Genomic DNA, 13719 nt, shown 5'->3' with positions numbered 1-13719 from the left:
CAACATGGGCATGTCCATTACATGGCCCGCGCGGCCATCAGTACCACGATCGAGCGACCACGAACCGAGAAAGATCGGACTTAACGTCCACTCAAGGCTGACGAGCGGAAGGTCTCGCTGTAGACAGCGGGCACGTACTCAAGGTTCGGCGGCGCAAGTGTGGCCCCGGCCCACGGCCCTCTGTTCGACAGCTGCCCATCGGGGGTCATCGCACTGCACGGGCGGCCTGTGGGCGGATACCGAGGCAGTGGTCGTTCCCGGTCGGCAGTGCCCCGGTGAGAGAGCAGCACACGGATAGCTTGTTTTGGTGCGGTCGCACCGGGATACGGGTTGGGCCCCACCCCGGGGTGGGGCCCAACCCGTATGTCAGCCGATGGCTATGCGCTTTGCCCAGTACGCGTTGGGCACGACGATCTCGGTGCCCGCTCCGGCCAGGACGGTCTTGCTGCCGGTGTAGAAGCGGACTGATCCGTCGGACCGGACGGTCCAGATGTCTGGGATGGAGTCGCCGTTGGCGTCGGGTGTGCCGATCAGCATCGGGATGCTGGCGGCGGTCCAGCCCGAGGAGCCGTACACGCTGTCCGCTCCGTCGGCTGAACTGGCACCGCTGCCCAGGGAGGTGAGCTTGACGCCCGCGCCTTCGGCGATGCCCTTGCGCAGTTTCAGCTGGCCTGTGGTGTCTCCTCGGTAGATGAGGTCGGTGACGCCGTCGCCGCTGACGTCTTGCACGGTGACGATGTCGCAGCACTGCCAGCCGGAGGCTCCCAGCCGTGTTGCCATATCGATGGAGGCGCCGTGGTATCCGACGAATGCCCACAGTTCGGTGTTGCTGCCGTTGGTGGCGGTGGCGAAGAAGTCGGGGCGTCCGTCACCGGTTGCGTCGCCCGCGCTGACGATCTGCGTGAGGTTGGCGGGATCAGGTGCGTTGGCGGGCAGGAGAATCTCGTGGCGGCGGTCGATGTTCACGGCTCCGTACCCGTCGCCGGGGTAGACCCAGAGTTTGCCGCCGACTCGGACGACGAGGTCCTGGAGGCCGTCGCCGCCGTAGATGTCGCCGTTGTGTGTGATCAGTGCGCCCTTGAAGTGGCCTGCTGGGGGGTCGGAGTAGGGCGGCAGGTTGTCGCCTGCAGGGTCCTTGGCCGGGTTGAGCCGGTAGGCGCCCGACATGGCGTAGTCGAGATCGCCGGTTCCCTTGGGGGTTGTGGCCCCGTCGCTCTGGGAGGGGTAGAGGGCGAGGTTGCCGGCCTCTGTGACGGTCATGAGGTCCGGCAGCTGGTCGCCCGTGAAGTCGCCGGGCTTGTCGGCCTGGTCCCGGGGGGTGACGTAGAAGAAGTATCTGGTCGGCTCCGAGGGGTTGCCGGCGCTGTCGATCGCGCGGATGTAGAGGACGTTGGGACCTGCGGCGGGGGGCTTGCCGGTGATGCTGGTGGTGGTGCCTGCAGCCTTGGTCTTGCTGAACAGGTAGTTGGGCGAGTTGAAGCCGTACTCGAAGCGCACGACGTCGGAGTTGCGAGCCTGCACGGTGAAGGAGCCCGGTGTGCCGAACTTTATGGGGCTCCAGAGCGCGTCCTCGGCGCTGTTGCCGAAGCCGTTGATGTCGGCGTCGGCGTTGGGGAAGTCGGTGGAGGTCACCTTCGGCGGGAGCGGTGCTGTGGCGTCGTAGACGAACCGGCAGGCGTTTTTCAGCGGGTAGTAGCTGGAAGAGGTGTTGCGGTCGTCGAATGCCCGTACGCGCCAGGAGTAGGTGGTGCCGTTGCTGAGTGTGCTGGTGGAAAAGAATGCGTTCTTCAGCGCATCGGCCTTGTCGCCGCCGACAAGTGCCTTGCCGGCGGCGCCGAGCAGGTCACCCGTTGTGGGGAGTTGGTGCGCGGGCCAGAGGTCGAAGTCGATGTAGGTGAGGTTCGCGTCCTTGTCCGTGGCCCTGGCGCTGAAGGTGAGGGTTCCGGGCCCCATGCGCACGTAGGGCTTGGTGGTGGTGCAGCGGGCGTCCGGTTCCAGGCCGAGGGAGTTGGGGACGATGACGGGTTTGCGGTTGAAGAAAACCTCAATCATGGGTGGGTTTTCGCCGTTTGCCTGGAATTTCTTCCATGCGTACTGGGAGTCCTCGTCCCTGGCACGCAGGCCGAACGTGATGGTGTCGTCACCGTCGTTGGCTGCCTGCTGGGCACCGGCTGTGACGATGAATTCCTCGTACTCGTCGCCGCAACTGGTCTTCCAGCCGTGGGCGAAGGTTCTGGTCGCCAGCTTGTTGCCGTCGTGGAGACGGGGTGCGTTCTTCCAGTTGGTGTGCCCGTCGATCGGGCCGGTGAGGTGCACGCTCATCGAACGGGCGCTGCAGGACCAGGCGTAGGTCTCCAGCAGCCGCAGCTTGGCCTTGATGATCTTCGTTCCCTTGAGGTCCTTGTCGAAAGGGAAATTGAAGAACGAACGGGAGGTGCCCCAGGTGTCGGACTCGAAGCCGACACGGGCCTCATGGGTGCCGCCCTTGTTGAAGCCCTTGCCGTTGTAGAAGGTGGCGTGGGGGTGGCGGTCGTAGGCCGTGGTCCAGTTGATGGAGGGCCGTTTGAACGGGGGGTCGATGAAGACGGGATAGACGGTGGCCGGATCGGCCAGGAAGTCCTGGCTGGGGGTCAGCGACCAGGTACCGGCCGCCAGGCTGACGTCGACCAGGTCCCCGCGCGAGTCGGGCGAGGGACCGTCCAGGCCGGGGAGGCTGAACGTCGAGGCGTCTCCCGTTCTTGACGGCTCGGGCGTCGGCTCCGACGGGACGGAGGGGAGCGGGGATTCCGAGAGCGGCGGCGCGGAGCCGTCGGTGGCTGAGGGCAGGACCTCCACGTCGGTGTCGCTCTGCTCGTCCGACTCGATCGGGCCCTCCTCGGTGGGGGAGGCACTGTCGCTGGGGGAGAAGACCACGGAGTCGGACGGGCTCGGGGTCTCCGGCGCGGTGGGCTGCGCGCTTGCTCCGGTGGTGCCGTCGGTGACGGCCGGCGAACCGCTGCTGTCCCACATGAACGGAGTCGATGAGACAGCGACCTCGTCCCCGTACGCGCTCAGCGCGCTGACGATGCCCGAGACCGGGCTGAGCCGGAAGGTCAGAGAGGCGGAGTGCAGGCCGTAGACGAGCTGCTGCACGTGGGGGTCGGAGGCCGCCTGGCGGTTCTTGAGCACGATGAGCTGCCCGAACCCGTCGTCGTCGGCCATCAGGACGAGATCGCCGCCCGGGAAGATCTCCGGGTACAGCGCCCGGTTGCCGTCGATGATCGGTGCCGGGACCGGGCCCGGCCAGGTGAGCTGGATGTCGTGGTCTTCGACGTGGAGCGTGATCAGAGGCGTGCCGGTGTCCTCTGTGGCCGCTTGCTTGACCAGGGAGACACGGCGGGCGGTTGCGCGCGAGGCGCGGCTGCCGGCGTCCTTGGTGGAGCCGGCGGAGAAGACCATGCGCGTGTTCGTCGCTTTGGGCTCCCACCCGGCCTTCGTGCGGTGGAGGTCCCGGTCGATCTTTCGCCACTCGCCGTCCACCTTGGCGCGGATGGGTGAGGAGTACAGCTGCTTGACCATGACGCCGTCGGGTTGGGCCCAGGTGGTGGTGCGCGCCGTCCGCGCAGCGGTCACCTCGACCCGTTGGCCGGTGTGTGCCGCCTGTGCAAGGGCGGCTGCTTCCGTCACCGGCTTGGTGGCTTGCGTGCGTCTGCTGTCCGGGCCGCTGCCGTGCTCTGTGCGGAGGCCGGCGTAGACGACGGCAGAGGTGGCCAGAGCGGCGGCGAGCAGCGCAGCTCCGGCCCGGCTTGCGGGCGCGCGGCGCCATGTGCGCGTCATGTGGGCGGGTTCCCTTCCCCCTCGGTGCCCTGCGGATCCGGGCGCGTGGCTGAGCGCGGCCGGGCCAGCAGATGATGACCCATGAGGGAGGTGCCGTCACTCTGCCGTCAGGGTGCGGAGGGAACCCTTCCGGCCGTCAGGACATCAGGGTTCTCGGGATTCCTCGCCTTGCGTGCGGCTCAGCTCACCCGCGGAAGCCGTCGCGAAGTCGCAAAGGATCCGGTTTCGTGCGGGTGTGTGAGGGATATTTCCATGTGTATGACCCGGATTTATCGCTGAAGCGGTGAAGTTTTCGGTTTTCCCTGCTAGAGGCGGCTTTCCCCTCTTGTGGCTTCTTCATTGTGTAGTGATCAGTTACGCACCGTGTTGATGATCACATCGTCAAGGCTCCTCTGGCATTCCTCCACACAGTGATCACAGAATCTGCGCTGTTTGGTACGTCAGGCGCGGTCCCTCACACGGTCCCGCTCGTAGTGGTCCGGGGGACCTCGCCGTGTTCGGTCGATTCACACACGCCCGCAAGCGTTCTCTGGCCCGCGCCACTGTCTCGGCCTCGGCGGCCGCGCTGTTGGTAGGCATCCTGCCCGCGCAATCCCTTGCCGTGCCACCCAACCCGGCGCAAGAAGAGATCGGACGCGAAGAGACACTCGCGCTCGAACCGCTCGATCTCGATGTTCCGGTGGAGCCGGCTGCGCCCAAGCCGAGGCTTGCCCAGCTTAGGTCCGACGCCATCAAGAGATGGCGTGAGTCGGCCCCCACCACGATCACACCGCCCATGGGACAAGGGCCGGCGAACTTTGATGCGCCGGGCACCTCGCCTGCATCGGCCCGGACGGCCGCGACGGCCGAGCAGACCGGCCTGACCCCGGTCTCCGGGCTGCCCGTGAAACTCGGACAGGCCCAGGGCGAACCGGCACCGACCGGTACCTGGCAGGTCCAGATGCAGTCCGGTACCGCGGTGGACGGCTCCCTCATCGTGCTGCAGGCGCCCGAGGCAGGCGCGGTGCCTGTCTCCGTCAATCTGGACTACTCCAGCTTCGAATACCTCTACGGCGCCGACTGGGCGACCCGTCTGCAGTTCGTGCAGTTCCCCGACTGCTACCTGACCACACCGGACGTCGAAGCCTGCCAGGCATATGAGGAACTGGAGACGGCCAACGATCCGGCGACGAACTCTCTCACCGCCGTCGTCGACCCGGGTGCCGACGACACCGTTACACAGACAGCCGCCCGCACTCCCGAGCCTGCAGGCGCGGGCGTCTTCCAGGCGGCGTACCGCACCTCGACCTCGGCCACCCCCGTCGCCACCGGCGGCGGAACGGCGGTCATCGGCACCGTGGATTCCGGCAGCGCCTCCGACAAGACCAGCGCCGGCACCTTCAAAGCCACCCCCCTCGCCTCCGACGGTAAGTGGGAAGCAGGCGGCTCGTCAGGCGCCTTCACCTGGTCCTACCCGCTGAACATCCCCAAGCCACCCGCAGGACCGGCCCCCAGCATCTCCTTCTCGTACAACTCTCAGTCCGTCGACGGCCGCACCGCGGTCGCCTCCCCCCAGGTGTCCTGGATCGGCGAGGGCTGGTCCTACGATCCCGGCTACATCGAACGCCGCTACCGCACCTGCCAGGACGACCGCAAGGACCAGGGCGCCGGCCTGCCGAACAACACCGCAGCCAAGGACAAGACGACCGACCTGTGCTGGGTGTCGTACAACGCCGTGCTGAACATGGGCGGCAAGACGGTCGAGCTCGTCCGTGACACTGCCGGAACTGACCCCGAGCGCGACACCGAGACCTACCGCACCCAGCTGGACGACGGCTCACGCATCGAGCACCGTGTGGACGGCACCAACGATGACAACAACGGCGAGTACTGGATCGTCACCCAGACCGACGGCACCAAGTACTACTTCGGACTCAACAGCGTCGGCGGCGGCCACGCGGCCACCAACTCCGTCTCCACCGTCCCGGTGTTCGGCAACCACTCCGGCGAACCCTGCCATGCCACCGCCTTCGCCGACTCCCGCTGCGGCACCGGCACCAAGCAGGAAGCCTGGCGCTGGAGCCTGGACAAGGTCGTCGACGTCAACGGCAACGTGATGATCGTCAACTGGAAGCAGGAGACGAACTACTACGCCGTCCGCAAGAAGTTCAGCACGCCCGAGCAGTACGACCGCGCCGCATACCCCACCACCATCGAATACGGCCTGCGCTCCAACAGCCTGACCCAGCCGTCGGCCATGGTCGTGTTCGACGTCAAGGAGCGCTGCCTCTCCGGCGCCACTGTCTGCGCGCCCGCCAACTTCGCCAAGACCGACGACCCCGGCGCCTACCGGGCCTGGTGGGACACACCCGGCAACCTCAACTGCAAGTCGGACTCCGACCTGTGTCCTGCCTTCCCCTCCTTCTGGACCCAGTACCGCCTCAACAGCGTGACCACGAAGGTCCTGCGTAGCGGCGACACGATCCCGAGCGCAGTCGACACCTACACGCTGCAGCACGAATTCCCCTTCGACTGGTACGACACCGCCCCCGGCCTGTGGCTGGACTCGATCACGCGTACCGGGTACGCCCCCGGCGACACCACCGGGACCAAGCAGTCCGAAGAGGGCATCAGTTTCGGCGCCTACACCGTCAGCGGCCTGGCCCCGCCAATGCTGCGTGACCGAGGCCTGCTCAACCAGCTGCCGCCGAACCTGGTCCCCTCTGCCGCGCATCCCGGGCGCCCTGGCTTCACCCGCCCGCGCATCGGCACTGTCTCCACCGAGAACGGCGGCGACATCGAGGTCCAGTACACCGGCGGCTGCGACGCCGAACCGACGCTCGACAAGGGCGAGAACAACGGCACCTGCTACCCGGTCCGCTGGTCACCCGACGGCGACGACAAGACGCCAGCCAAAGCATGGTTCAACAAGTACGTCGTCGAATCCGTCACCGAGATGGACCAGATCACCGGCCGCGGCAAGCCGATCTACACGAAATACACCTACTCGGACACGGCCTGGGCCAAGTCCGACGACGAGTTCCAGCGGCCCGCGCTGCGCACGTACAGCGACTGGCGCGGATACCGTCAGGTGACCGTCACCAAGGGAAGCTCGACCAGCTCCGAACAGGGCGACCAGAACCCCCAGTCCCTCTCCGTCACCCGCTACTTCCAGGGCGTCGGAGGAGAGGTCAAGGACTCCACCAACACCCACACCCTCCTCGCGGACGACGCGCCGCAGTACGCCGGCATGACCGCCGAGACGCTCACCTACCGCGACTCCCTCCCTGTTGACGACGAGCTTCCCCTGGTCAAACAAAGCCTGAACTTCCCCTGGTCCAAGCAGACCGCCTCACGCAGCCGCTCCAACGAAGACGGCACCCCCGCCACCCCACTGCTCGCCCACCGCACGGGCGTCAGACGCAGCGACGAGATCCAGCAGGTCGAGGGCAGTACCTGGCGGGCCGTGCGCACCCTCACCACAGTCGACGACACCTACGGCCTGCCGGTCCAGGTGGAAACGGCCGTCGTCAAGCCCAGCGGCACCAGCGAAACCCTCTCCAGCCAGACCTGCACCGTCACGACGTACCTGCACAACACCTCGGCCTGGCTGATCGGCCTGCCCAAGGAACAGCGCACGACGGGAACCTCCTGCGCATCCCATGCCACCGCCGATCCCGCGACCAAGCTCAAGTCGGCCATGCAGCAGAGCTACGACGGGCTCGCCTACAACACGCCGCCGACCAAGGGCATGGTCACATCGGTCGCCGAGATCAACGGAGCAGGCACCGCCTACTCCCACACCACGACGACCACCTACGACGCCCTGGGCAGAGTCCTCACCGTCACCAAGCCCGGCCAGGGCACCACCACCACGAGCTACACACCCAGCAGCAGCGGCCCCGTCACCCAGACGCTGATGACCGATGCCGCAGGCCACACCACCACGACCACCTTCGAACCCGGACGCGGCCAGCCCCTCACCGTCAAGGATCCCAACGACCGCATCACCCGCTACGAATACGATGCGCTCGGCCGCCTGGCGAAGGGCTGGTCCCCCTCCCGCTCGGCCGGCGGCAAGACCCCCAACGTGGAGATCGCCTACCAGACAGCCATCGCCACGCCCACGGAGAACCGTCCCGCCGCCGTCACCGTCAAAACGCTCAAGGACGACGGCTCGTACGCCAAGACGATCACCGTCTACGACGGACTCGCACGCGAAACCCAGCAGCAGACCGAGGCACACGGCCCCGGACGCATCGTCGTCGACACCACGTACGACGACCACGGACTGGTCTGGGAGAAGACCAATCCCTATCTCGCCAAGGGCGAGCCGGACACCAAGCTCTTCAGGCCGAAGTCGAACATGCTCATTCCGAGCTCCACCAAGTACCGCTACGACGGTCTGGAGCGCAAGTACCGGGCTTCCGTCTACCACGACGGTCACTATGCGTACGCCACCTACACCGAGTACGAGCTCACCAGCACCTACGTGAACCCGGCCGGCTCCACCGCGCCCAGAGTGCGCACCTACTTCGACGCTCTGGGACGCGTCACCTCGATCAAGCACTACGTCCAGGACGCCACCACGTCCTACAACGGACGCAGCACGACCTACACCTACGACGCACGCGGGAACCGCAGCCAGGTCTCCGACCCCGCAGGAAACGTCTGGACGTACAGCTACGACGCCCGCGGCCGGGTCACCTCGGCCACTGACCCGGACGCCGGGACGACGACGACGCTGTACGACGCCGCGGACCGCCCCAACCAGGTCGAGAACGCCCGCGGACTGAAGACCTTCACCGAGTACGACAACCTGGGCCGCGTGCTGGCCGTCCGGCAAGGAAGCGCGACCGCACAACCCTCGCAGGCGTTCGACTACGACGACGCCCCCGGAGGAATAGGCCAGCCGTACGAATCGAAGCGCCATACGACCGACGGCGACTACATCGACCGCGTCAACGGCTACGACGCCGACTACAACGTCACCAGCCGTTCGACCGTCATCCCGTCGAACTTCATGACCACCGGTATGTCCGGTGCCTACACGTACACATACACGTACACGCCGACCGGCAAGCCGCAGTCCGTCACCCTTCCCGCAAGGCTGGAAGCCGGGCTCGCCGAAGAAAAGGTCATCACCCGCTACACCAGCGACGGCCTGCCCGAGTCGACGTCCGGCCTGACCTGGTACACGGCCGACGTCACCTACTCACCCCTCGGGGAACCCCTGCGCGCGGTCACCGGCTCGCAGCCCAACCGCCTCTGGACCACCAACTTCATCGACCCCCAGACAGGCCGGCTCGAGCGCACGGTCACCGACCGCGAAACCGCGAACCCCCACCGGATCAACGACAGCTACTACTCCTACGACACCTCCGGGCTGATCACCTCCCAGGCCACGAACTTCGGCGGAGCCGCTGGACCGGACGCCTGGGACACCCAGTGCTACACCTACGACGTCATGGGCGAACTGGTCCACGCCTGGACCTCCAACATCACACCGAACAAACTCGGCACCGGCTGCAAGTCCGCCAACGGCACCACCTGGGGCCACCGCAGCAGCAACCCGAAGAACTCCTCCGGCCCCGTCGCCGACGCCCCCAACGAGAAGACGGACGCAGCCGCCCCCGACACCGCCCTGGCGTCCTCCCTTGCTGCGGCCGCTCCCTACACCGGCACGCTCTCCACCGGCGCCACGGCCTACCGCCAGTCCTTCACCTTCGACTGGCTCGGCAACCGGGCCACAATGACCGAGCCCGACCCGGCGAACGTCACACAGAACGTCACGTCCACCTACGAGTACGGCGAAACAGTCACCGGCAACGGCGTATCCCCGTCGTACACATACCAGCCCCACACCATGCGGAAGGTACTCACCGACCCCATGGGCAAGGGCGGGGGCGTCTACGACTACGACGAGACCGGCAACACCACCGAGCGCTCCATCAACGGCACCACCCAGAGCCTTACCTGGAACCACGAAGGCCGACTCGAAACGGCCGGAGCGCTGCAGACTGCAGCTGGCCCGATCACGGGCCTCGGAGGCAAGTGCCTCGACGTACAGGGTGGCCAGACCGCCGACGGCACACCCATCCAGCTCTACACCTGCAACAACAGCGCCGGCCAGCAGTGGGAACGCACCGGCGACGTCCTCAAGTCCCTGGGTAAATGCGCCACGGTCAACGGCTCCCAGGTGCAGCTGAACACGTGCAGCAACGGCAGCGAAACCCAGAAGTTCGTCCTGCGCACCGGCGACAAGTCGCTGTACAACCCCAGCACTGGCCTCTGCCTGGACGTACCCGGCGCCAACTCCGCAGACGGCACGGACCTCCAACTCGCCGCGTGCGCCGGCACCACAGCCCAGCAGTGGACCCCGGCAGGCACAACCACCTACATCTACGACACTGCCGGCAACCGCCTGCTCGAACACTCCGACGCAGGATCGGTCCTCTACCTCGGCGAGACGGAACTGACCACAGACGCCGAAGGCAAGATCACCCGTGCGACCCGCGCCTACGCCCACTCGGGTGCACCGACTGTCGTCCGTTCCACCAGCAACGGAGCCCAGACAGGGCACAAGCTCAACGCGATGGTCGCCGATCACCTCGGCACCTCGAACACCACGGTCGAACTTTCTGGCGTCCAGCCAGTGACCCGTCGCTCCTTCAAGCCCTACGGCGACCTCCGCGGCCCCAAGCCGTCCGCCTGGCCCGACAAGCGCAGCTACCTCGGTGTCGGCATTGACGACGTGGCGAGCAGTCTGACCCACATCGGGGCACGCGAGTACGACGCGAGCACCGGTCGCTTCATCTCGGTGGACCCGATCATGGACATCGCGGACCCGATCCAGATGAACGGGTACGCCTACGCCAACAACAGCCCAATCTCCAACTCGGACCCTTCGGGTCTGATGAACACCGCTGATCTTCTGGGCAAGCCGTGCAAGTCGTCTTGCTTCACTTACGAGGACGAGGGAACCTCCGGGCTGGATTTCTCCGGTGACGGCTACATCACGACATTTCCAACCGTCAACGTTCCTACTAACTGGAACAAAGCCCCCAAGTATATCGAGATTTTCAATGCTCAGATCCGTTCAAGATGCACCCGGCTGACTCTGTCTGAATGCTCCGATCTAATGGATCCCTTCAATTCGAGTAGCGTAATCGCCTCGAAGGGAATTGCGTGTGAGGCTGTTGGCGGATCGTGCCCCAGTGGGCTCGACTACGAATGGGGTGCACTGGTTCGTGCTGGCGTCGAAGGTGCGATGCAATACGGTCTCGAAGGCCCCAAGGGAGGATTTGGGGGTCCCCTTCCGGGCAAGAAGCGCAGCAAGTCGCGGGCTGACGCAGACGATGACTGCCATCAGTGCTTCCTTGCCGGGACCCAGGTACTCCTCGCAGACCAGACCACGAAGAACATTGAAGAGATCAAGGCCGGCGACGAGGTGCTCGCCACCGACCCTGAAACCGGCGAGACTGCAGCACGCACCGTCACCGACATCATCGTCACCGAGTACAGCGTCAAGCGCTTCAACAAGCTGACGATCAAGACACCCGCCGGGGACGAGACGCTCGCCGCCACCGCGGATCACCCCTTCTGGGTGCCTCGGTACGGTGAATGGGTTCCCACCAGCGACATCGCCCCGGGAATGGCGCTCCGCAGGCCCGACGGTACGACAGTCACCGTCACCGCCAATCGCCCCTTCATCAAGACGGCTCACACCTTCAACCTCACCGTTGATGATCTGCACACGTACTATGTGCTGGCTGGGACAACTCCGGTCCTGGTGCACAACTGCAATAACCTGACAGCTGATGACGCTCGATTCCCTGCCGCGCACGTTCTCGACGAGCATGTGAATGTAAGTGATCAGCGGCTCATTCAGATGGCGCAAACCTCGGGAGTGAAGTCTCGGTTTACTGATCTCCAGACTGCCCAGCAAGTCGTCGACTACGGTATCGCGTCAAATAAGAAGCGCATCGGTAACTGGCTTCGAGGTGGTGGCGTAGGACCGCTTGAAATCAAGGGGAGATTCGGCGCCAATAGCCCAATTGGGGTGAGGGCTGACGCGAGCGGAAGTATTACTCCCACAAGTAACGCGTACACAATAATCCTTCAGCGTGCGGCTGGGCACCCGGAGGGGTATTACGTGTCGACCGCATACCCGAGATAGGTGTTCTCTGTGGGGATCAGATTTACCGAGGATGACTTCGGTATGACGCATCTAGCCTCCATGTTCCATCAAGACTGGAGGCTATCGGGGAGCGCGCGCGATGTGGTCATGAGCTACGTCGCCCAAACGTCAGATCCGTTCGTGCTGGCACTCGCCGAGGATGCACTCAGGCTGGCAGCCAGTGGTGACGCTGACACTGTTGCCACCCTCTGGGAATGTGCAACGGGCTCCTATCATCGCCTCAGCAGCGATTCGGTCAGCGGATTGGACTGGTTTCGGGAAGTTGCAGATATCTGCGAAAGGGGCCTCACTCAAGCCGGCGCGCACGCAAACCTCGAAGTCGGTGAAAGTGCGTACGGCCCCTTCACGGGCAGGGTTGTCGCGGAAATCGACGAGCTTGAGCCTGCTCTGGATGAGGCGATCGCAAACAATCCAATGGCGAGCATTCCGGGCGCCGTATCGGCGCTGAGGACGTGCGCCTCGGATATCTGCCCAGAACTTGCCTTTAGGGTCCTCCTGAGGTTCCTCATGGAGTATTCTTGTGAGATCGACCATGATTTGTATGCGAGATTTGTAGAGTTGGGTCACGAATTTTCCTACGGAGAATTCGTGGTCTCGCGAATTTCGTTCCTGATGCGCTAGCCCTCTCCGGGTGACAGCCCTTGGCTCTGGATTAACAGAGAGTCCTTGGGCAGGAAAGCATGCGGCAAGCCAAGAGGCCGTCATCGGCTAATCCCGATGGCGGCCTCTTTGCGCCTTGACGGCAACGTCAGCGGACGGGCTGCCATGGGACGTGGGTCTTCGGGGTCCTCCTCGGTCGGGCCGAGGGCGTTGCCGAGGGTGTCGATAGCAATGGGGCCGTGGCGGTCCAGTGCCGCTTCGACCTCGTCCGCGATCTGGGGGGAGATCCTTCCTGTCCGTCCCCACAGCAGGATCAGCTCGGCGACCTGGCGCAGCGCGATGTTCGTGCGCTGTGACACCTCCCGCAGCACGGCCCAGCCTTGGCCGGGGCGGATGCGTCCCATCGCGGCCATGATCCCGATCGCCTGCTCGGCGAGGGCCTGCGACGTGACCGCTGCGGTGAGCTGCCGGAGCTCCTCCTGCAGCTCACTGACGCGGTTCGCCCGGTGTTCTGGCCCGTCCGGTTCCTGCGTCACGCTTCCGTCGTCTGTCCCTCGGCCGCCCGAGGCCGCGCCATGATGCCGCCGGGTTCCAGTATGGATAGCCCCCGGCTGCTCGAGGAGGGGCCGGGGGCTATCTGCCATGACATGCCTTCAGGGTGGCTCTTGCACTTTCTAGGTTCCCGCGCGGGGACGGCGACCAGGATCCTGCCAGCTGTCCCGTGAGCAACGAGCGTGCGCCCAGTCGATCACCGGAAGTATCACCGCAGGTGAGAGTGGCGTCTGACGTTCGGTGCAGCCTGGCGCACACCGGAACCGCGCTGGCCTGCACGGTCTGCTCCGTGGCTGGGGGCTGCAGCACCCATGCGGGCACAAAGGAGTCCGCCCCCTGCTCGGAAAGCCGGGCGGGAGTGCGCTGGTTCAGCTGGGCTGCGTACGCCCCGGGGATGCGATGTTCAGCTGTCGGCGTTTGGCGAACTCTTCGTAGCGGACCGCGAGTACGTAGATGTAGTCGAGCAGTGCTTCGCTGAGTGGGCGGTTCGTGACTCTTTGAGTGGGTCTGCTGTCGCCTGATGGTGTGGCGGCGGGGCGGAATCTGCCGGTCCGCGGTTGGTGATCTGGTGA

The 13719-nt window shown here is 65.4% G+C and carries 4 protein-coding genes; 2 read left to right on the top strand and 2 right to left on the bottom strand.

Going from position 1 to position 13719, the window contains the following annotated elements; all coding sequences use genetic code 11:
- Window positions 1-366: 366 nt before the first annotated feature.
- Entirely contained in the window at window positions 367-3816 is a 3450-nt protein-coding gene (locus ACIQGV_RS40500; protein WP_402504720.1) for a DNRLRE domain-containing protein, read from the bottom strand.
- A 493-nt stretch (window positions 3817-4309) separates the two neighbouring features.
- Here ACIQGV_RS40500 and ACIQGV_RS40495 point away from each other — a divergent pair, with 493 nt between their 5' ends.
- Complete coding sequence (locus ACIQGV_RS40495) at window positions 4310-11974, top strand: ricin-type beta-trefoil lectin domain protein (protein ID WP_402504718.1); 7665 nt, start codon at window positions 4310-4312, stop codon at window positions 11972-11974.
- 108 nt (window positions 11975-12082) lie between these two features.
- Window positions 12083-12616, top strand: coding sequence for a hypothetical protein (locus ACIQGV_RS40490; RefSeq protein ID WP_402504716.1), 534 nt, complete (start codon window positions 12083-12085; stop codon window positions 12614-12616).
- Window positions 12617-12696: 80 nt separating this feature from the next.
- On the opposite strand, the gene ACIQGV_RS40485 is transcribed toward ACIQGV_RS40490, so the two are convergent.
- Window positions 12697-13131 (bottom strand): ANTAR domain-containing protein, encoded by a 435-nt coding sequence (locus ACIQGV_RS40485; RefSeq protein ID WP_402504714.1) that lies wholly within the window; start codon window positions 13129-13131, stop codon window positions 12697-12699.
- Window positions 13132-13719 lie beyond the last annotated feature (588 nt).

Source organism: Streptomyces sp. NPDC093094, assembly GCF_044754345.1.
Taxonomy (GTDB): Bacteria; Actinomycetota; Actinomycetes; order Streptomycetales; family Streptomycetaceae; genus Streptomyces.
This window is presented reverse-complemented; position numbering and strand designations above follow the sequence as displayed.

Excerpts from the sequence above, each read along its gene's own strand:
- ACIQGV_RS40500 (WP_402504720.1), bottom strand. The coding sequence starts at position 3,816 with ATGACGCGCACATGGCGCCGCGCGCCCGCAAGCCGGGCCGGAGCTGCG.
- ACIQGV_RS40490 (WP_402504716.1), top strand. The coding sequence starts at position 12,083 with ATGAGCTACGTCGCCCAAACGTCAGATCCGTTCGTGCTGGCACTCGCC.